Annotated in this window: 15 protein-coding genes; 12 read left to right on the top strand and 3 right to left on the bottom strand. The window is 71.5% G+C overall.

Annotated elements, in window-relative coordinates; genetic code table 11:
* Positions 1-304 precede the first annotated feature (304 nt).
* From rplU to galE, 7 genes are all read left to right on the top strand, one after another.
* The gene (rplU, locus tag ACFV2S_RS03590) at positions 305-625 is read left to right on the top strand and encodes a 50S ribosomal protein L21 (RefSeq protein ID WP_015033583.1); all 321 of its coding nucleotides are present in this window, start codon (positions 305-307) and stop codon (positions 623-625) included.
* 13 nt (positions 626-638) lie between these two features.
* Positions 639-893, top strand: coding sequence for a 50S ribosomal protein L27 (gene rpmA / locus ACFV2S_RS03585; RefSeq protein ID WP_015033582.1), 255 nt, complete (start codon positions 639-641; stop codon positions 891-893).
* Positions 894-1,000: 107 nt separating this feature from the next.
* Complete coding sequence (gene obgE, locus ACFV2S_RS03580) at positions 1,001-2,440, top strand: GTPase ObgE (RefSeq protein ID WP_385553867.1); 1,440 nt, start codon at positions 1,001-1,003, stop codon at positions 2,438-2,440.
* Positions 2,441-2,613: 173 nt separating this feature from the next.
* Complete coding sequence (locus ACFV2S_RS03575) at positions 2,614-4,251, top strand: glycosyltransferase (RefSeq protein WP_385553865.1); 1,638 nt, start codon at positions 2,614-2,616, stop codon at positions 4,249-4,251.
* Between the two features lie 206 nt (positions 4,252-4,457).
* A complete protein-coding gene (locus tag ACFV2S_RS03570; protein ID WP_385553863.1) occupies positions 4,458-7,244 on the top strand; it encodes a CDP-glycerol glycerophosphotransferase family protein in 2,787 nt (928 codons plus the stop codon).
* Positions 7,237-8,391, top strand: coding sequence for a glycosyltransferase (locus ACFV2S_RS03565; RefSeq protein ID WP_385553861.1), 1,155 nt, complete (start codon positions 7,237-7,239; stop codon positions 8,389-8,391). The genes ACFV2S_RS03570 and ACFV2S_RS03565 overlap by 8 nt, the downstream gene beginning before the upstream one ends.
* A 113-nt stretch (positions 8,392-8,504) precedes the next feature.
* Complete coding sequence (gene galE, locus ACFV2S_RS03560; protein WP_385553859.1) at positions 8,505-9,491, top strand: UDP-glucose 4-epimerase GalE; 987 nt, start codon at positions 8,505-8,507, stop codon at positions 9,489-9,491.
* Positions 9,492-9,548: 57 nt separating this feature from the next.
* On the opposite strand, the gene ACFV2S_RS03555 is transcribed toward galE, so the two are convergent.
* The 3 genes from ACFV2S_RS03555 to ACFV2S_RS03545 form a co-directional block, all read right to left on the bottom strand.
* Complete coding sequence (locus ACFV2S_RS03555; RefSeq protein WP_385554368.1) at positions 9,549-10,655, bottom strand: glycosyltransferase; 1,107 nt, start codon at positions 10,653-10,655, stop codon at positions 9,549-9,551.
* A gap of 92 nt (positions 10,656-10,747) precedes the next feature.
* The gene (locus ACFV2S_RS03550; protein ID WP_385553857.1) at positions 10,748-13,618 is read right to left on the bottom strand and encodes a CDP-glycerol glycerophosphotransferase family protein; all 2,871 of its coding nucleotides are present in this window, start codon (positions 13,616-13,618) and stop codon (positions 10,748-10,750) included.
* 92 nt (positions 13,619-13,710) lie between these two features.
* Positions 13,711-15,240: a hypothetical protein gene (locus tag ACFV2S_RS03545; RefSeq protein ID WP_385553855.1), complete on the bottom strand. Its 1,530-nt coding sequence runs from the start codon at positions 15,238-15,240 to the stop codon at positions 13,711-13,713.
* A gap of 299 nt (positions 15,241-15,539) precedes the next feature.
* Between ACFV2S_RS03545 and ACFV2S_RS03540 the strand changes: the two genes are divergently transcribed.
* The 5 genes from ACFV2S_RS03540 (at position 15,540) to ACFV2S_RS03520 (ending at position 20,281) form a co-directional block, all read left to right on the top strand.
* The gene (locus ACFV2S_RS03540; RefSeq protein WP_383793040.1) at positions 15,540-16,535 is read left to right on the top strand and encodes a glycosyltransferase family 2 protein; all 996 of its coding nucleotides are present in this window, start codon (positions 15,540-15,542) and stop codon (positions 16,533-16,535) included.
* Entirely contained in the window at positions 16,535-17,011 is a 477-nt protein-coding gene (locus tag ACFV2S_RS03535) for a GtrA family protein (protein ID WP_385553853.1), read from the top strand. Before ACFV2S_RS03540 ends, ACFV2S_RS03535 begins: the two co-directional genes overlap by 1 nt.
* A gap of 110 nt (positions 17,012-17,121) precedes the next feature.
* Positions 17,122-18,225 (top strand): glutamate 5-kinase, encoded by a 1,104-nt coding sequence (proB, locus tag ACFV2S_RS03530; protein WP_383793078.1) that lies wholly within the window; start codon positions 17,122-17,124, stop codon positions 18,223-18,225.
* A gap of 195 nt (positions 18,226-18,420) precedes the next feature.
* Positions 18,421-18,912 carry a hypothetical protein gene (locus tag ACFV2S_RS03525; protein ID WP_225799839.1) on the top strand — a complete coding sequence of 164 codons (492 nt, stop codon included), beginning with the start codon at positions 18,421-18,423 and terminating at the stop codon, positions 18,910-18,912.
* Between the two features lie 85 nt (positions 18,913-18,997).
* Entirely contained in the window at positions 18,998-20,281 is a 1,284-nt protein-coding gene (locus tag ACFV2S_RS03520; RefSeq protein ID WP_385553850.1) for a glutamate-5-semialdehyde dehydrogenase, read from the top strand.
* Positions 20,282-20,322: the final 41 nt, after the last annotated feature.

The raw sequence follows: 20,322 nt of genomic DNA, 5'->3' as shown, positions 1-20,322 counted from the left end.
CCACACCCCCCCCCCCCACACCCGGGGGCGGAACACCCCCGGGCCCCGCCCCCCCCCATCACCCCGGGGGGGGGGGCCGCCCCCCCCCGGCCCGCCCCCCACCCACCCGGGCGAATTTGACCCTCTGCGGCAGCCGCCCGTAACCTAGACCGTCGGCGTGTCTATCGACGCGTCGCGCCTCTGAGCACCTCCCTCCCGCCCGTCGGGAGAGGCCGCTCGTCCGATTCCGGAACGCCGCGGGCCCCCGGGCCCGTGTGAGCGGCTGGCTTCAGAGGTTTCGATCCCGAGTGAGAGAGAGATCCGCGTGTACGCCATCGTGCGCAGCGGTGGTCGCCAGCACAAGGTTGCTGTCGGCGACATCGTTGAGGTTGACAAGATTTCCACTGCCAAGGTTGGCGACACGGTCGAGCTCTCGACCCTGCTCGTTGTCGACGGCGACGCCGTGACCAGCGACCCGTGGGTCCTGGCCGGCATCAAGGTCACGGCCGAGGTCGTGGACCACCACAAGGGCGCCAAGATCGACATCCTGCGCTACAAGAACAAGACCGGCTACCGCCGTCGCCAGGGTCACCGCCAGCAGTACACGGCGATCAAGGTCACCGGTATCCCCGCGGCTGCGAAGTAAGAGGGACTGAGACATGGCACACAAGAAGGGCGCATCGTCCACCCGGAACGGGCGCGACTCGAATGCCCAGCGGCTCGGCGTGAAGCGCTTCGGCGGTCAGGCCGTCAACGCGGGTGAGATCCTGGTCCGCCAGCGTGGCACCCACTTCCACCCGGGTTCGGGTGTCGGTCGCGGTGGCGACGACACGCTGTTCGCCCTGCAGGCCGGCGCGGTGCAGTTCGGCACCCACCGTGGCCGCAAGGTCGTGAACATCGTTCCGGTCGCCTGATCGGAACTCTTTGCGGAGGCGGACCTCACTTCCCGTACGGGAAGCGGGTCCGCCTTTCGCGTGTTACTAGATAGACATTCCGCACGTAACTCTCTGGAGGCACACCCATGACCACCTTCGTGGACCGCGTCGAGCTGCACGTCGCCGCGGGTAACGGAGGCCACGGCTGCGCCTCCGTCCACCGGGAGAAGTTCAAGCCGCTCGGCGGCCCCGACGGCGGCAACGGCGGCCGGGGCGGCGATGTGACCCTGGTCGTCGACCAGTCGGTCACCACGCTCCTCGAGTACCACCACTCCCCGCACCGCAAGGCGACCAACGGTCAGCCCGGCGCCGGCGACAACCGCTCCGGCAAGGACGGCCAGGACCTGGTCCTGCCCGTGCCCGACGGCACCGTCGTCCTGGACAAGGCGGGCAACGTCCTCGCCGACCTCGTCGGCCAGGGCACCACCTTCGTCGCCGGACAGGGCGGCCGCGGCGGCCTCGGCAACGCGGCGCTGGCCTCGGCCCGCCGCAAGGCCCCCGGCTTCGCGCTCCTCGGCGAGCCCGGCGAGTCGCGGGACATCGTCCTGGAGCTCAAGACCGTCGCCGACGTGGCGCTCGTGGGCTACCCGAGCGCCGGCAAGTCCTCGCTCATCTCCGTCCTGTCGGCCGCCAAGCCGAAGATCGCGGACTACCCGTTCACCACGCTCGTCCCGAACCTGGGCGTGGTCACGGCCGGTTCGACCGTCTACACGATCGCGGACGTCCCGGGTCTGATCCCGGGCGCCAGCCAGGGTCGCGGCCTCGGCCTGGAGTTCCTGCGCCACGTCGAGCGCTGCTCGGTGCTCGTGCACGTCCTCGACACGGCGACGCTGGAGTCCGAGCGCGACCCGGTCACCGACCTGGACGTCATCGAGGAGGAGCTCAAGCAGTACGGCGGCCTGGAGGACCGGCCCCGGATCGTCGTCCTCAACAAGATCGACATCCCGGACGGCCAGGAGCTCGCGGACATGATCCGCCCGGACCTGGAGGAGCGCGGCTACCAGGTGTTCGAGGTCTCCGCCGTGGCCCGTACGGGTCTCAAGGAGCTCTCCTTCGCGCTCGCCGGCATCGTCGCCGAGGCGCGTGCGGCCAAGCCGAAGGAGGAGGCGACCCGGATCGTCATCCGCCCGAAGGCCGTCGACGACGCGGGCTTCACGGTCACGTACGACGAGCAGGAGGAGGTCTACCGGGTGCGCGGCGAGAAGCCGGAGCGCTGGGTCCGCCAGACCGACTTCAACAACGACGAGGCCGTGGGCTACCTGGCCGACCGCCTCAACCGCCTCGGCGTCGAGGACCAGCTGATGAAGGCCGGTGCCCGCGCGGGCGACGGCGTCGCGATCGGCGCCGAGGACAACGCGGTCGTCTTCGACTGGGAGCCCACGATGATGGCGGGCGCCGAGATGCTCGGCCGCCGTGGTGAGGACCACCGTCTGGAGGCCCCGCGTCCGGCGGCGCAGCGCCGCCGCGACCGCGACGCGGAGCGCGACGACGCGCAGCGCGAGTACGACGAGTTCGACCCGTTCTAACGGGTGGGGCAGGGGCCGGACGCGGGGCGCGCGCCGCTTCCGTCCGGCTCTCCCCGGACGCCGGCCGTCCTGGCGGCGGCGTCCACCGGCCGGGCACCCACGGGGTGTCCGGCCGGTCCCGTCCGGGCCTCGGCCGCCCCGTGGCCGTTCGGGGGGACACGTAGGATTCACGGGTGAGTGAGACCCCCCGGCCGCAGGCCACCGCGCGTGTCAGTGTCGTCGTCATCGCGTACAACGACGCGGCACACGTCGGCGACGCCGTCCGTTCCGCGCTCGCCCAGGGCGAGGCGGTCGGTGAGGTCGTCGTCGTCGACGACGCCTCCGCGGACTCCACGCCCGAGGTCCTCGCCGGGTTCGCCGGCGAACCGCGCGTGCGCCCGGTGATCCGGCGGGAGAACAGCGGCGGCTGCGGCACCCCCCGCAACGACGGCATCGACGCCGCCGTCCACCCGTACGTCCTGTTCCTCGACAGCGACGACCTGCTGCTGCCGGGAGCCGTCGACGGGCTGCTCGCCGTCGCCGCCGAGCAGGACGCCGACGTCGTCGCCGGAATCTGTCTGCGGCGCGAGCTCCCCGAGGGCCGCGAGACGGTCTGGGCGCCCTCGCTGTACGACACGTCCCAGGGCGCCACCCTCCCCGGCACCGTCCTCCACGGCGTCGAGAAGCACCCCGAGTTCGTCCTCGACACCCTCTCCGTCAACAAGCTCTACCGCCGGGACTTCCTCGACCGGCACGCCATCCGCTTCCCCGACGGCGCCTTCCACTACGAGGACTTCGTCTTCAGCGCCCGGGTGCAGGCCGCCGCCCCCCGGCTCGCCGTCACCGACGTGCCCGTGTACGTGTGGCACGTGCGGCGACAGGCCGCGACCCTGTCGATCTCGCTGCGCCGCGCCTCGCCGGCCAACTGGGAACACCGGATCGCCGCGCACGCCGCGGTCGTCGACGTGTTCCGCACGGCGGGACGGCCCGCGCTCGCCCGCGCCGCGCAGACGAAGTTCCTCGACTACGACCTCCCCATGTACCTGCGCGAGCTGCCGCAGCGGACCGTCGACTACCGGGCCGGCTGGTGGACGGTCACCCGCGCGCACCTGGCGGACTTCGAGGCCGCCGCGGTCGACGGGGCCCAGGCCCCGTCACGCTGGCTGCACGCCGGACTCACCGCCCTCCCCACCGTGCCCGCGGGGCGGGAGCTCTCCCGGTTCGTCGAGCTGGCCGCGCCCCGGCCCCGGCTCGTGCCGCCCTACCCGCGCGCCGGGGACGGCGCGCCGGTCCTGTCCGCCGCGCCCGCCGACGTACCCCTGGAAGGCCTCGCGGAGCTGGCGCCCGGGGAGCTGCCCGTGGCCGTGGACGGGGCGGTGACCGTCGGGGCGTCCACCCGGCTGACCCTGACCGTCCACGATCTCTACGGACGCGTCGCCGCGCTGGGCCCCACCGCCGTCCGCGTCTCCTTGACGGAACGGGTCTCGGCGGACGAGCTGTCGGCCGAGGCGCCGCTCCTCCCGGCGGAGGAGGGGTGGACGGCCACCGTGTCGCTGCCGACCGGGAAGCTGGTCCGCGCGGGTCGGCTCGCCGCCTGGTCGCTCGGCGCCGAGCTGCGGTACGCGGACGGTTCGACCGGGAACGCGGAGGTCCGGGCACCGCAGGGGTTCGTGGGCCGGCGGGGGATGGTGCTCGGCCGGCTCGGCCGGGTCCTGCTCGTCCAGGTCGTGGCCTCGGCGCGGCGCGGGCTCGTCCTGCGGCTCGCGGGCGGTGCCGTCGGCGCACGCCAGGTGGTTTCGGGACGCTTCAAGAGGCTGTTTGCGATGCGGTGAACATCACCGAAGGTCCGGGAGAGCTGGTATGGAACAATTCCTCCTGCCGGGTAGTCTTTCCGGTCGCCAGGTGACGCTCGTCGGAACGAGGGGGGCGGCACCTTTCACCACTGAAGGCAGTAGCGCCATCGACCATGGCGCAGGCAGCGCCGCGCCTGGCCCGGAACGTGCCAGTTGCCGCCGCACGCACTTGTGAGAGGACTTGGATGCCGACTAGCGACGTCCCTGATGTGAGCGTCGTCATCATCGTGTACAACGATGAGGAACGGCTCCCGCGAGCGGTCCGGTCCGTGCTCGACCAGACCCTGAACAACCTCGAAGTGATCATCGCCGACGACTGTTCGACCGATGGCACCGAACGAGTCGCGCGCTCCCTGGAGGCTGCCGACCCGCGCGTGCGCTATGTGCGGCTGGAACAGAACAGCGGCGGCTGCAGCGCGCCCCGGAACCGCGGCATCGCCGTCGCCCGTGCCCCGCACGTCATGTTCCTGGACAGCGACGACGAGCTGCCCCGCCACGCCTGCAAGAGCCTCCTCCTCGTCGCCGAGGAGACCGGGGTCGACTTCGTCACCGGCGAGGTGACCCGCCTCTTCGAGGAGACGAACACCACCGGCTTCTGGTACCCGCACCTCTTCACCGAGAAGCGGGTCGTGAACGGCATCGCCGAGGCGCCGGAGTACTTCTTCGACCACCTGTCGACGAACAAGCTCTACCGGACCGCTTTCATCCGGGACAACGCCCTCACCTTCCCCGAGGGCATCCACTACGAGGACCAGCTGTTCTCCGCGCAGGCCTTCTCGCTCGCGGAGTCCTTCGCCGTCGTCCCGTGGTCGGTCTACACCTGGCGCCTCGCGCCGGAGAGCGTCTCCATCTCCTCCAGCCGCCACAAGATCCAGAACGTCGCGGACCGCATCGGCGTGGCCCGGCTCATCGACACCTGGTTCGAGGACAACGGCCGCGGCGAGCTGCGCGCGGAGAAGGACTACAAGTTCCTCCGCCACGACTTCCGTCTGTACCTGGGCGACCTGCCGTTCCGCGACCTCGCGTGGACCGCCGAGTTCGCCGAGGTGGTGAACCCGTACCTCGACGAGATATCCGACGAGACCTACGCCCGGCTCTCCCGCGAGGAGCGCGTCTGCATCCACCTGCTGCGCACCGGCCGCCTGGAGGACCTCCAGATCGCCGCCCGCCAGCTGGGCCGGCCGCAGCTGGCCCCGCGCTTCGTGACGGAGGACGGCGAGACCACCTACTGGGGTGCCGTCGCCCCCGCCGACGACGCGAGCCGGGACGCGCTGGACATCAGCGACTGGCACATTCGCGAGCAGGTGCTCGCCACCGGCCGAATACGCCACGAGCTGACCTCCGTGTCGATGCGGGGCCCGGTCCTGCACCTGAAGATCCACACGTACGACCCGGCCGGACTGATCACCGAGGACACCAAGGCCTCGGTCAAGCTGGCCGCGCACAAGGCGCCGCTGACGGTGCCGCTGACCCTCCGCCCGCAGGGCGAGGGAGAGTACGTCTCCGAGACCGAGATCGACTTCCGCAGGGTTCCCGTCGGCAGGGTCGGCGTGGCCACCCGCCGCCACCCGGTGGTCGCCCTGGAGCGCGACGGCGCCCGCCGCACGGACATCCTGCTGGCCCAGCACGACCAGCCGGAGTTCCGCGCCACCGTCACGTACCACAGGTTCGGCATCCATCACCTCCGCATCAAGGCGGAGCAGAAGGGTGCCGGACGTCTTGAGGTCACCTGGCAGCGGTCCGGCTTCCTGAAGTCCCTCGAACCGCTCGGGCCCGTCGCCCGCAAGGCCAAGGGCAAGGTCGGCAAGGTCAGGAAGATCCTCGTCGGCAACGAGGGCAAGGCCACCACGTACGACGCCGTGGCCCGGCTTCCGCGACGCAAGCGCGGACTCGCCGTCTTCGAGGCGATGGAGGGCCGCGGTTACGCGGACAGCCCTCGCTACATCTACGAGGAGCTCAAGCGCCGCAACCTCCCGATCGACGTGGTCTGGTCGTACTCCGGCGACCGCTCGTCCTTCCCGGAGGACGTCACCCTCGTCAAGCGCGGAAGCTTCGCGTACGGACGTGCGCTGGCGCGGGCCACCCACTGGGTCGACTCGCACAACCTGCCGTACCTGTACCCGAAGCCGAAGGGCACCCGTTACCTCCAGACCTGGCACGGCCAGACCTTCAAGGCGATGGGCTTCGACGTGCCCTCGCTGCGCGGCGCGTCGGAGATCGAGAAGGGCCGCTTCCGCGCCGCCGTCGGTCGCTGGGACGCCCTCGTCTGCCCCAGCGCCGAGTTCGAGCGGACCTTCGTCCCGGCCTTCGAGGTCACGGCCGACCTGATCCGGTCCGGCTACCCGCGCAACGACGTGCTGGTGCGCTGGGCCGAGCCCGAGCAGCAGGCCAGGGCCGCCGCCGTCCGCGAGGCCCTCGACGTCCCGGCCGACAAGAAGGTCCTGCTCTACGCCCCGACGTTCCGTGACGCGGCCCGCCGCACCGGACAGTCGGTGCGGGTGGACCTGGAGGCGCTGGCCCCGCACCTGTCCGACCAGTGGATCATCATCGTGCGGACCCACCCGTACGACCGGTTCAAGATCGCTCCCGAGCTGGGCCACTTCCTGCGCGACGGCTCCTCCTACGCCGACATCAACGACGTGATGCTGGCCTCGGACGCGGTCCTCACGGACTACTCGTCGCTGATGTTCGACTACGCCAACACCGGCCGCCCGATCCTGCTCTACACGGACGACTACGAGGCGTACAAGGGCGGCGACCGAGGTACGTACTACGACCTCGAGGAGATCGCGCCCGGCCCGATGGTGAAGACCACCGAGGACCTCGCCGCCGCCGTGCGGGACCTGGAGGGCACCCAGGAGCGCCACGCCCAGCGCTACGCGCGCTTCCAGGAAATGTTCTGCTCGTACGAGACCGGCCACGCCAGCAAGATGGTGGTCGACGCTTTTTTCGAAGGCGGCACCCATGACTGAGGCCTCCCCTGTCCGCAACGTGTTCTTCGTCGGCATCGACGTCGACTCGATGGGCGGATCCCAGCGGGTGCTGCACACCCTCGCCCAGGGCATGGGGGAGCGGGGCCACCGCGTCGAGCTGATCGGCATCCGGCCCAGCCCCGAGCCGTTCCCGTACAACGCCACGCGCGCGTACGGGCACTCGACCCTCTACCCGGCCCCCTCCGAGCCCAAGCCGCCCGTGCGCACGGTCGGCGACCGGATCAGCCTGGCGCGGCGCGCCGACGCCCGCCGCGCCCGGTCCGACCGCGACGACGCGCGGGCGGAGTTCGAGCGGAAGCTGGCCGAGGTCGAGGACGGCTACATCGTCTTCGGCTCGCCCTGGGCGGTGGACTGGGTCATGCCGCTGAAGTGGCGTCACCTCAAGGGCATCGGGCAGTACCACGAGTCCTTCGCGCAGGCGAAGCGGAGCGCCAACCTGGGGCTGATCCGGCGTCACTACCCGGCGCTGGAGCAGACCCTGGTGCTCTCCGAGGGCGACGCCGTCGAGTTCGTCAACCAGCGCGTGCCGAACGTGCGCGTCATGCCGAACCCGCTGCCGTTCTTCCCGGACGAGCTCGCCCCGCTCGACACCCGCAAGATCGGTGCGGTGGGCCGGCTCGACCCGATCAAGCGCTACGACCGCATGATCGAGGCCTTCGCCCAGGCCCACCAGGGCCGCGACGGCTGGGAGCTGCACCTCTTCGGTGAGGGTCCGCTGGAGAGCGAGCTCCGGATGCGGGCCGAGGACCTCGGCGTCGCGGACCAGGTCGTCTTCCGCGGCACGGCTCAGGACATGGCCGCCGCCTACCGCGAGTTGTCCGTCGTCGCGATCAGCAGCGAGCGCGAGGGCCGGCCGATGGCCCTGGCCGAGGCCGCCGCCTGCGGCGTGCCGTGCGTGAGCTTCGACGTCTCCGGCGGAGTCCGGGAGCTCGTCGCGGACGGCGTCTCGGGCACCCTCGTGCCGCCGGCCGACGTGCCGGGGCTCGCCGCCGCGCTCGGTGAGCTGATGGACGACGACGCGATGCGCCACCGGTACGGCAAGGCCGGCCGGGAGCACGTCGCGCACCTGGCACTGCCGCACGTCCTCGACCAGTGGGACGCGGCGTTCGCGGAGATCGAGCGCTAGACCCACGGCACGCCGGAGCCCCGCCCGACCACGAGTCCGGGCGGGGCTCCGGCGTGTCCGGGGCCACTTCCGCGGCCCCGGGGAGGCCCGGAGGCTGTGACTACACTGTCGGAATGACCTGGCTCATCACCGGCGGCGCCGGTTACATCGGTTCCCACGTCGTCAAAGCAATGACCGAGGGCGGCGAGCGCGTCGTCGTGGTCGACGACCTCAGCACCGGCAACCCGGCGCGTGTCCCCGAGGGCATCGTCCTGGAGCAGGGCACGGTCCTCGACCGCGAGTTCCTCGACCGGGTGCTGCGCGAGCACCAGGTCGAGGGCATCGTCCACCTGGCCGGCAAGAAGCAGGTCGGCGAGTCGGTCGAGAAGCCGCTGTTCTACTACCACGAGAACGTGACGGGTCTGCGGACGATCCTCGAAGCGGCGGTCTCGGCCGGCGTCAAGAGCTTCCTCTTCTCCTCCTCCGCCTCCGTCTACGGCATGCCCGACGTGGACCTCGTCACCGAGGACACCGAGTGCCTGCCGCTCAGCCCGTACGGCGAGACGAAGCTCGTCGGCGAGTGGATGGTCCGTGCCGTCGGCAAGGCCCACGGCCTGTCCACCGCCTGCCTCCGGTACTTCAACGTGGCGGGTGCGGCGGCCCCTGAGCTCGCCGACACCGGCGTCTTCAACCTGGTGCCGATGGTCTTCGAGCGCCTCGACGCCGGCGAGTCCCCGCGCATCTTCGGCGACGACTACCCGACGCCGGACGGCACCTGCATCCGTGACTACATCCACGTCGAGGACCTGGCCGACGCGCACCTCGTGGCCGCGCTCAAGCTCGCGGACTGGTCCGAGGCGGGCGAGCCGCGCGACCTGACGGTCAACATCGGCCGGGGCGAGGGCGTCTCCGTCACGGAGATGGTCGGGCTGATCAACGAGATCACCGAGCACACCACCGAGCCCCTGGTCACCCCGCGCCGTCCCGGCGACCCCGCCCGGGTCGTCGCCGCCGCCGACCGCATCCAGTCGGAGCTGGGCTGGAAGGCGCGTCACGACGTGCGCGACATGATCGAGTCGGCCTGGGCCGGCTGGGTCTCGCGCCGCGGCGCGACCGTCTAGGAGACACACGAGAAGGGCCGGGGAGTCACGACTCCCCGGCCCTTTCCGTACGGTCCCTCAGCGCTCCAGGAAGGCGAAGAGCGCCTCCCAGCGGTCGGTGATCTCGTCGGCCGCGTACCGCTTCACGTTCTCGAACGCGGCGTCACCCATCCGGTCCCGCAGTTCCCGGTCCGTGATCAGGGTGCTGATGTGGCCACCGAGCTCCACGGTGTTGCCGAGCCGCGCGAGCAGACCGTCCTCACCGTCGCTGATGATCTCCCGCACCCCGGGTGCGCAGTCGAAGGCGGCGCAGGGCAGCCCCGTGGCCATCGCTTCGAGCAGGGTGATCGGGAAGCCCTCGGCGCGGGAGGCCTGGGCGAAGACCGAGGCTCCGGAGAGCGCCCCGAGGACGTCGTTGGTACGGCCCTTCCACTCCACGGATCCGTCCAGGCCGAGCTCGGTGGTCCGGGCGCGCAGCCGCTGCTCCTCGTCCCCGGTGCCGTAGATGCGCAGTGTCCAGGCGGGGTGGCGGGCGGCGATCTCGGCCCAGCTGTCGAGCAGTATGTCCACGCCCTTCTCGTGCGAGAGGCGGCCGACGGAGACGACGACCTTCTCGGCGCGGGGTGCCGGGAGGGCGGGCATGAAGGGCAGGGCGTTGGGCATGTGGCCCACGTTGTCCATCCCGGCCCGGATCCAGCGGTCCGCGTCGCCCGGCGTGAGGATGAGGAGCCGGTCGACGTCCTTGTAGTGCCGCTTCACCCGGGAGAGCCGTGAGGTGGCGGCACTGGCGGCGTACGACTCGTGGCTCATGCCGATGACCAGCAGCCCCGCGGTGTCGGCCAGCGACACCCACTCCATCGCCCACACCTGGGTCACGATCAGGACGGCGCCGGGCCGGGCGGCGGCGAACAGCGCCGTCATCCGGTCGGCCCGCGTGCGCATCCCGGCGGCGCGGGCCGCGTGCCGGCGGCGTTCCACGGCGTTGAGCCTGCACCGCAGGCCGCGCCAGGGCCGCAGCTGCGGGGGATGCGCGTCGTACAGGGTGGTCGTGGCGTACGGCAGGGGGTCGGGGAACACGTGCTCGCGCCCCGCCGGGGCGGGGGTGATCCCGATGACGTGGACGCGGTGGCCCCGGGCGGTGAACTCCCGGGCCATCTGGTGGGTCCAGGTGGTCACGCCGCCCATCTCGTCCACGCTGTTGGAGACGATGAAGATGTCACGGCCGCCGGGCACGGTGCTCTGCTCGGTCACTTCCCTTTCCTCCTGAAGCAGTTCGGTCACTTCCCGCCCCCGGTGAAGAACGTGGCGACGATCCGCCGGGCCGCGTCGCCCCGGTCGTACTCGCTGAAATCCGCGTTGAACCGCTGCCGGGCCGCCGCGTACTTGAGGTCGGCCTCGTCCCGGAGGTTGGCGATCACGCCGAAGAGCTCCTCCTCCGTGGCCACCACGGGCCCCGGGGCACGCTCCTTCAGGTCGAAGTAGGTGCCGCGGTTCTCCCTGGCGTACTCCTCGTAGTCGTACGTGAAGAAGACCATCGGGCGGTCCAGGAGCCCGTAGTCGAACATCACGGAGGAGTAGTCGGTGATCAGCCCGTCCGCGAGGGCGAGGAACGGGGTCACGTCGTGGTGGCGCGAGACGTCCACGACCCGTCCCCGGACCGACGGCGGGAGCGACACGCTGTTCAGGTAGTGCGTCCTGATCAGCAGCGTGTGGGTGTCCCCGAACCGCTCGGCGAACGCCTCGACGTCCAGCGGGGGCAGGAAGGCGCGCACCTTCCCGCCGGGCGCGGAACGGAAGGTCGGCGCGTACAGCAGCACGGTCTTGTCGGGGTCGATGCCCAGCTCGTCCGCGAGCGGACCGCGCTCCCGCGTGCCGGTCGCCGCCTCCCGCCGGTGCGTCGCGACGAGTTCGTCGTTGCGCGGGTAGCCCACGGGCAGCAGCACCTCCTCGCGGAGCCGGAAGGCCCTGGCCAGGGTGCGCCGGTCGTGCTCGCCGCGGATCAGGAAGTGGTCGAAGCGGTCCAGGGCCTTCTGGAAGGTCTGCTGGGTGCCCAGGCCGCGGGACTTGGTGTGCGGTTCGTCGAAGCCCATGCGCTTGAGCGCGGTGCCGTGCCAGGTCTGGATGTACGTGGTGCCGGGGCGCTTGGCGAGCCGCAGCGGGAAGCCCTGGTTGTCGATCCAGAACTCGGCCTGGGCCAGCGCCCGCAGGTACGGCCTGCTCCAGCGCTTGACGAGCACGGCGTCCTCCGGGAAGCCGGTCGGCCGGGCGCCGGCGTAGGACCAGACGCCCTGGAAGGCGACGCCCTGGCGGCGCATCTCCTCGTAGATGGCCCTGGGGCTGTCGCTGTACTGCTTGCCGAGGTGGCTCTCGAAGACGACGAGTCCCTTGCGGATCGGCAGCCTGCTGTAGAGCCCGTGGTAGAGGCGGAGCTTGGTCTCTCCCGAGTTCAGGTTGCGCTTCGCGTGGAGCAGGCGCTTCAGCCCGGTCTTGGCGAGGCCGGCCGCGCGCCCGTGCATGGCGCCCTCGATCGCCGCCGAGGTGCGCACGGCCGCCCGGCCTTCCGCCCCGAGCACGTACGACAGGTTGCCCTTCCGGGTGACCTCGGGGACGAAGCGGTCGGAGACCAGCTGGGTCAGCCGGGGGCGGATCCGGACGGGGGCGGCCTCGTCGATGGGGGTGCCGCCGACCGAGACCCGGGTCCTGAGCCTGCTGCCGTCGACGGTGAGGATCAGCCGGACGTCCCAGACGGCGTCGATGATGCCGAGCGGACGAACGCTGCGGGCGATGTCCACCCGGCCCTCCCACTCGATCCGGTCCCCGGCGTGGCGGACCGCGGTGACCGGGACGTGCGCGGCCTTCCCGCTGACGCTGCGCCGGGCCGAGATCTCCAGGACGGCGCCGAGCTCCGCGTCGGGGGAGATGCGGCCCAGCGGGTTGACGACGCGTCCGGCGAGTTCGACGACACCGCCCGAGCCCGTGTACGAGGTCAGCCGGTTGCCCAGGGCGAGCGCGGTGAGCGGACGGGTGTCGTAGCCGGCGTCGGTGACGTCCAGGATGCGGCGGCCCTGCTCGGTGTCCAGGTGCTCGGCGCACCAGTAGACCCGCCCGTCCCGCTCGGCGAGCGCGGTGGTGAGGCGCCCCGGGTTGGTGAGCGCGTCGGTGGCCGGGAGGAGGTGGGTCCAGTCCTCCTTGCTCAGGAGGTAGGCGCAGATGGCGTGCAGGGGCTTCACCTCCTCGTACGCCCGGGGGTCGATCTCGGCGAGATAGCCGTTGGCCACCTCGGCGAACTCGCGCCGGTAGTCGTCGCCGAGCAGGGGCAGGTCGCGCAGGTGCAGGACGAGGTCGTGCTTGAGGAACTTGATGTCCTTGCGGTACTTGAGCTCGTCGTACCCCCTGCTCTCCAGGAGCGCGTCCACGCGCCGGTGGATCTCCATCCGGTGGACGAAGTTGGCGATCTCGTGGCGCCGGTTGCTGATCGACTTGGCGGAGGCGCTCTCCTGCACGTTCCAGTAGTAGACGTGGTTCGGGATGAGGGTGATGCGGCGCGCGGCGACATAGGCCTGGGCCGAGAAGAGCAGGTCCTCGTAGTGGATGCCGACCGGGAACTCGAGACCCTCTTCGAGGAGGAACGCGCGCCGGTAGCACTTGTTCGTCGACAGCGTGTCGAAGACCAGCAGGTCGGACAGTTCGGTGATCGATTCGATCGTCCGGGTCCCGGAGTAGAGCCAGGGGTACCACTCGGTCGTCTTGCGGTTGCGGCTGTCCAGGTGGACACGGACGCAGAGGCCGGAGACGAGGTCGGCGCCGGTGTCCTCGGCGGCGGCGAGCATGTTGCGGCAGGCGTTGCGCTCCAGGACGTCGTCGCTGTCGAGGAACATGACGTACGTTCCGGTGGCCTGCCGGATGCCGAAGTTGCGCGGCGCGCCGCAGCCGCCGCTGTTCCGCGGCAGCTGGAACGCCCTGACACGGTCCGGGTGTGCGGCGGCGAGCGCCTGGGCGACCGCGAAGGTGTCGTCCTTGCTGCAGTCGTCGACGATCACGACGTCGACTCCGTGCAGGGTCTGCTCCAGGACCGACCGTACGGCCGTCGGCAGACGCTCTGCGTCGTTGTAGGCGATGACGACAACGGAGACGTCAGGCACGTGCACCTCGATTCACTTGTCTTTGCTGCACCCACGACTCAAACTACCTGGCGTTCACCATCCGTTACGGCCTGTCATCCTTCGCAGAAGTGTACGAATCACGGTCGGCCCAGTCGTTCCACCCCGTAATACCGGGCGGCGCACTGCGCCACCCAGTCCCGGGCGTACGCGTTCGTGAAGAGGGGCTCCGCGAGGCCGCCCACGACCAGCGGACGGTACGTCACGACCGTGCGGCCGGCCGCCGCCTCCGCGCGGATCCGGGCGTCCTGCCGGTCCCAGGCCAGACTGCGCGCCACGGTCGTCGTGGTCAGCGTCCGCGTCGGGGCGACCAGGGCGGCCGTTCCCGCCACCGCGACGATCCCCGCGACCCCCGCGGCCGCCGCCGCGAGGGCGGACCGGGCTCCCGGGCGCCGCCCGATCCGGTGGCCGAGCCACACTCCGTAACCGCAGAGCGCCACCAGGAACGGCATCAGGAAGCCGGTCCACGCGCGCGCGTAGGTCCAGCCGCCCGCCCCGTAACCCCCGCGCAGGCCGTACACGGTCACCAGGCTCCCCAGCGCGATCAGCGGCACCGGCAGGACGGCGATCACGAGCACCGTGCCGCGCGAGGGCCCGCCCGCGGCCCGGGGGGCGCGACGCCGGCCGGCGAGCGCCACCGCCAGGCCGAGGAGCACCCCCGCGGCGCCCGCGCCCGCGTACGCCCACTGGCCGCCGATCGTCTCCCAGATCCGGAGCCAGTCGTGGAGCGTCGCCCCGAGCTCCTTCAGGGACAGCGGCCGCTCGGGCTGCTGGGCGCGCCGCCAGCGGGCGCCCGGGGAGGTGTACAGCACCACCGCGCCGATCAGCAGGCCGACGCACCAGGCGGCGCACCACGTCGACGCGAAGCGGTCGGAGGTGACGCGCAGCCGCGGGAGGCAGAGCACACCGGCCGTGGCGGCGACCAGCCCGGACATCGCGACGAAGGGTTCGCTCAGGGTGCCGACCGCCGCGCCGAGCGCGATCGCCGAACCGACGGCGGCCGACCGGGCCCAGGGCCGGTGGCTGCGGGCCGCCCACACCCCGGACAGGACCGCCCAGACGCCGACGACGCCCGGGAGCGTGTGGGAGATCGTGGCCGGGGCCCACAGCAGCACCTGGTAGGACCGGGTCCCCGCGAGGAACAGCAGCGCCTCGGTCGTCAGGACCGCCGCCGCGGTCGCCACCACCGGGAACGGCAGGCGCAGGACGCGCAGCACCTCCCGGGCGAGGAGGAACAGGCCCGCGCCCAGCGCGAGGACCAGGAAGGCGGGCAGCAGCTTCGGCCCCCGCATCCCGTCGGAGTAGAGCAGGCCGGTGAGGAAGGCGTTGGTGACGCGCCCGTTCTGGGTGCGGTAGAAGTCCGAGGTGATCCCGAGGGGGCCCAGGTCGCGGCTCTTCCAGAGGGCGCACCAGTCGTCCGACGTGGGGCGCACGTAGACCCCGAGGAAGGCGCCGACCGAGAGCAGCGCCCCGGCTCCGGCGGCGACGACCAGCGCGATCCACGGCAGCACCCGCCGCGGACCGCCCTCCCGGCGCCCGGCCGGGTCCTCCGCTCCCGCGGGGCCCTCGGGGTCGTCCTTCCCTCTCCCGTCCTCTGCGTCGTTCGACATGTGCGCGTCACCGTGCTCCGGGATGGTCGTCCTGCTCACCGGTCATCGCTCCAGCTGGCCAAGGTCCGTGGCGTGTCGCCCCTACGGGTGACAAATGGGTGAAAAAGCCACGTACATCAATATCTTCCCCGCATGCTTTGCTCCATGGACGACATGCCGACCAGGGGCGGTCACTCGGGCGACGCCGGGCGGCCACCGCTCCGCCGTACCGTGGCGGCGCAGCTCGAAGGAGAGTCCGGTGGCGGTCCTTCCAGTCCCTCGGGACGTCCTCTCGCCCATCCCTCTGGAGTGACCGTTCCATGACCAGGCTTTCCGTCGTCGTCCCCTGTTACAACGAGGAAGACGTCATCGAGCGGTTCGACGCGCGGATGCGACAGGTGCTCGACGCACTCCCGGTCGGATACGAGATCTGCTACGTCGACGACGGAAGCTCCGACGGAACGCTGGGCAGACTCCGCGAGATCGCCGCCCGGCACCCGCAGCAGACCCAGTACGCCTCCTTCAGCCGCAACTTCGGCAAGGAGGCCGCCATGCTGGCCGGCCTGCGCAAGTCCACCGGCGACGCCGTGGTGATCATGGACGCCGACCTCCAGCACCCGCCGGAGCTGCTCGCGCGCATGCTCGACCTGTACCACCAGGGCCACGACCAGGTGATGGCGCGGCGCACCCGCGAGGGCGACAAGAAGGTCCGCACGGCCCTCAGCCGTGTGTACTACCGGGCCGTCAACCGCTGGGTCGACGTCGAACTCACCGACGGCGTAGGGGACTTCCGTCTGCTGTCCCGGCCCGCCGTCGACGCCCTGCTGTCGCTGCCCGAGTACAACCGCTTCTCCAAGGGCCTGTTCTCCTGGATCGGCTTCGACACCGTCACCTTCGACTACCAGAACGCCGCGCGCGAGGGCGGTGAGACGAAGTGGAAGTTCAGCTCCCTGCTCAACTACGGCATGGACGGGCTGATCTCCTTCAACAACCGCCCGCTGCGCATCGCCCTCTGGCTCGGCATGATGCTCACCGGCCTCGCCGCCCTCTACGCGGTCTGGGTGACCGTCGCCGCGATCACCCAGGGCGTCACCGCCCCCGGCTACGTCACGCTGGTCGCGATCATCGCGGGCCTCGGGGGCGTGCAGATGGTGATGCTGGGCCTGATCGGCGAGTACATCGGCCGCATCTACTACGAGACCAAGCGGCGGCCGCACTTCCTGGTGAAGGAGACCCACCGCTCCTTCGGCCGCTCCGCCGCCGAGCGCGCCACCGCCGAGCGCATCCGCGTCGCCACCGCCGAGCGGGACCGCTGATGGGGACGGACCCGGGGGCCGGCTCCGCCGCGCGCCGGGCGCGGCTCGCCGAGATCTTCCGGTTCGCCCTGGTCGGCGGGGTCAACACCGCTACCTTCTTCGGCTGTTACCTGCTCCTGCACCCGTGGATGCCGTACTTCGCCGCGTACTCCCTCGCCTTCCTCCTCAGCATGGTCGGCTCCTTCTTCCTCAACACGTACTTCACCTACCGCACCCGGCCGACCTGGAAGAAGTTCGCCCTCTTCCCGCTCACCAACGTCACCAACTACCTGGTGCAGAGCGTCGGGCTCTACGCCCTCGTCACCTGGGCCGGAATGGACGACAGAATCGCGCCACTCGTCGCGGCCGTCGTCGCGATCCCGTTCACCTACCTGATCTCCCAGCGGATCCTGGTGCCCCGCGGCTCCGCAGGGTCCTCCTCCGCCTCGGGTCCAGGGAGCGAAACGGACGAGCGGCAGCCCTCCCGCCTCGCGTAGATTGCCTGGCAGCCGCGCCGGGGAGCCCGCGCGGCGCGTGGGACAGCCGAGTGAGGACGACGCAGGTGGCGACGCAGGTGACCGGACAGACGGACGTGGCAAGGCAGTACGTGACGGAGGCCCGCAGGATCGTCGTCAAGGTCGGCTCCTCCTCGCTCACCACCGCCTCCGGAGGACTCGACGCCGACCGCGTCGACGCCCTCGTCGACGTCCTCGCCAAGGTCCGCAGCGGCGGCGAGAAGGAGATCGTCCTCGTCTCCTCCGGCGCCATCGCCGCGGGTCTCGCCCCGCTCGGCCTCACCCGCCGCCCCAAGGACCTCGCCCGCCAGCAGGCCGCCGCCAGCGTCGGCCAGGGCCTCCTCGTCGCCCGCTACACCGCCTCCTTCGCCCGCTACGGCGTCCGCGTCGGCCAGGTCCTCCTCACCACCGACGACACCAGCCGGCGCGCCCACTACCGCAACGCGTACCGGACCCTGGACCAGCTCCTCGCCATGGGCGCGCTGCCCGTCGTCAACGAGAACGACACCGTCGCCACCGACGAGATCCGCTTCGGCGACAACGACCGGCTCGCCGCCCTCGTCGCCCACCTCGTCCGCGCCGACCTGCTCGTCCTCCTGTCGGACGTCGACGGCCTGTACGACGGGGACCCGTCCAAGCCCGGCACGTCGAGGATCGCCCAGGTCACCGGCCCCGCGGACATCGCGCACGTCGAGATCGGCACGGCCGGCAAGGCGGGCGTCGGCACCGGCGGCATGGTCACCAAGGTCGAGGCGGCCCGCATCGCCGCCGCCGCCGGCATCCCCGTGGTCCTCACCTCCGCGAGCCGCGCCGCCGACGCCCTCGGCGGCCGGGACACCGGCACGTACTTCCACAGCACCGGCCGCCGCTCCGCCGACCGGCTGCTCTGGCTCGCCCACGCCTCCACCCCGCAGGGCTCCCTCAGCCTCGACGACGGAGCCGTACGGGCCGTCGTCGAGGGCAAGAAGTCCCTGCTCGCGGCCGGTGTCGCGGCCGTCGAGGGCGACTTCGTGGCCGGCGACCCCGTCGAACTCCGCGACACCTCCGGCCGGGCCGTCGCACGCGGCCTCGTCAACTTCGACGCCAAGGAGCTGCCCCGGATGCTCGGCCGCTCCACCCACGAGCTCGCCAAGGACCTCGGACCCGAGTACGAGCGCGAGGTCGTCCACCGCGACGACCTGGTCGTCATCCGCTGAGACGGCGGATGCCAACCCCTGAGACGACCGGCGTCGACCGCGGGGACGGCGGACGCCGAAACGGCTGAAAGTCTGGCCATCCGGAAGGGACGTTTACCAAAACCGCCCCATGTGCCGCCTCGGACTGGTCAACTTTGTCTCGGGGGTAAGACAAGGCGGGGTACAGCACCACACGCATCACACAGGAGGCCGCCGGTGAGACGAGCGCGCCCAGGGGCACCGCCCCGTGGGACTGCCGAACGCGCCCTGACCAGTGTCGAGGCCGGAGCCGACTTCGACGAGGCTCGGGACAGGTCCACGGACAGGAAGACCGAGACCACCACCGAGACACGCGAGGAACGGCCGGTGTCCAAGCTCTGGCACATCACCCTCAGCGTGTCGGGCGTGGAGTCACCGCTGAAGGAGGTACGGCGCGGGCTCGAACAGCTGGCCCACGACCACCCCTTCCTGCTGACCAGCCGCTACGCGAACGACCACGCCGAGATCCGGTACTGGGAAGAGGCCCGCGACCTGCACGACGCGGCGGCCGTCGCCCTGCGCCTGTGGGGCGAGCACCGGCAGACCGCCAAGCTGCCGCCGTGGGAGATCGTGGGCCTGGAGGTCATCGACCGCGAGACCTACCACCAGCGGATCGCGGAGGGCTACGGCCCGCCACCCGCCGCCCCCGTCGGCGTCCACCCCTACTGACGGCGCCCACCCCGCCCCACGGGGTTACGTCTCGGAGTGCGGGATACGTGAGGGATGTCCGCAGGGGTGCCAGTACCCTGCGGGCATGACCTCGCTCACGCCCCTCGACAACCTCTCCCCGGTCACCCGGGCCGCCTACCGGGCCCGTGGCGCCGCCGCCGAAATCGCGCCACTCCCGCGGGCGGCCAAGGACGACGCGCTCCTCGCGATCGCGGACGCCCTCGAAGTCCGTACGGCCGAGATCGTCGAAGCCAACGCCGTGGACATCGCCAAGGCCCGCGCAGCCGGGACCAGCGAGGCCATCATCGACCGACTGACCCTCACCCCGGAGCGCGTCCGGGCCATCGCCGCCGACGTCCGCGACGTCGCCGCGCTGCCCGACCCCGTCGGCGAGGTCGTCCGCGGCTCGACCCTCCCCAACGGCATCGACCTGCGCCAGGTCCGCGTGCCCCTCGGCGTCGTCGGCATCATCTACGAGGCCCGCCCCAACGTCACCGTCGACGCCGCCGCCCTCTGCCTCAAGTCCGGCAACGCCGTCCTGCTCCGCGGCTCGTCCTCCGCGTACGCCTCCAACACCGCCCTGGTGACCGTCCTGCGCGACGCCGTCGGCGGCGCCGGACTGCCCGCCGACGCCGTCCAGCTCGTCCCCGGCGAGTCCCGCGAGTCGGTCCGCGAGCTGATGCGCGCCCGCGGCCTCGTCGACGTCCTCATCCCGCGCGGCGGCGCCTCCCTGATCAAGACGGTCGTCGAGGAGTCCACCGTCCCGGTCATCGAGACCGGCACCGGCAACTGCCACGTCTACGTCGACGCCCAGACCGACCTCGACATGGCCGTCGACATCCTGATCAACTCCAAGGCCCAGCGGGTCAGCGTCTGCAACTCCGCCGAGACCCTCCTCGTCCACCGGGACGTCGCCGAGGCCTTCCTCCCCAGGGCGCTCGCCGCCCTCGCCGAGGCCGGCGTCACCGTCCACGCCGACGAGCGCGTCCTCGCCCTCGCCGAGGGCACCAAGGCCACCGTCGTCCCGGCCACGCCCGAGGACTGGGAGACGGAGTACCTGTCGTACGACATCGCCGCCGCGGTCGTCGACTCGCTCGACAAGGCCGTCGAGCACATCCGGACCTGGTCCTCCGGTCACACCGAGGCGATCGTCACCACCTCGCAGGCCGCGGCCCGCCGCTTCACCCAGCTGGTCGACTCCACCACGGTCACCGTGAACGCCTCCACCCGCTTCACGGACGGCGGACAGTTCGGCTTCGGCGCCGAGATCGGCATCTCCACCCAGAAGCTGCACGCCCGGGGCCCCATGGGCCTTCCCGAGCTCACCTCGACCAAGTACATCGTCACCGGCGACGGTCACGTGCGGTAACCCCTCCTTTCGGTACGGGGCGGTACGGGCAGGGAGGCTTC

Origin of the sequence: Streptomyces sp. NPDC059695 (genome assembly GCF_042733785.1) — a bacterium.
GTDB lineage: Bacteria > Actinomycetota > Actinomycetes > Streptomycetales > Streptomycetaceae > Streptomyces.
This window is presented reverse-complemented; position numbering and strand designations above follow the sequence as displayed.

Bases quoted from the DNA above. Each gene is read 5' to 3' on its own strand.
- galE (WP_385553859.1), top strand. From the start codon at position 8,505: ATGACCTGGCTCATCACCGGCGGCGCCGGTTACATCGGTTCCCACGTC.
- ACFV2S_RS03545 (WP_385553855.1), bottom strand. From the start codon at position 15,240: ATGTCGAACGACGCAGAGGACGGGAGAGGGAAGGACGACCCCGAGGGC.
- obgE (WP_385553867.1), top strand. From the start codon at position 1,001: ATGACCACCTTCGTGGACCGCGTCGAGCTGCACGTCGCCGCGGGTAAC.
- ACFV2S_RS03535 (WP_385553853.1), top strand. From the start codon at position 16,535: ATGGGGACGGACCCGGGGGCCGGCTCCGCCGCGCGCCGGGCGCGGCTC.
- ACFV2S_RS03570 (WP_385553863.1), top strand. From the start codon at position 4,458: ATGCCGACTAGCGACGTCCCTGATGTGAGCGTCGTCATCATCGTGTAC.
- ACFV2S_RS03520 (WP_385553850.1), top strand. From the start codon at position 18,998: ATGACCTCGCTCACGCCCCTCGACAACCTCTCCCCGGTCACCCGGGCC.
- ACFV2S_RS03555 (WP_385554368.1), bottom strand. From the start codon at position 10,655: ATGGGCGGCGTGACCACCTGGACCCACCAGATGGCCCGGGAGTTCACC.
- ACFV2S_RS03565 (WP_385553861.1), top strand. From the start codon at position 7,237: ATGACTGAGGCCTCCCCTGTCCGCAACGTGTTCTTCGTCGGCATCGAC.
- ACFV2S_RS03540 (WP_383793040.1), top strand. From the start codon at position 15,540: ATGACCAGGCTTTCCGTCGTCGTCCCCTGTTACAACGAGGAAGACGTC.
- rpmA (WP_015033582.1), top strand. From the start codon at position 639: ATGGCACACAAGAAGGGCGCATCGTCCACCCGGAACGGGCGCGACTCG.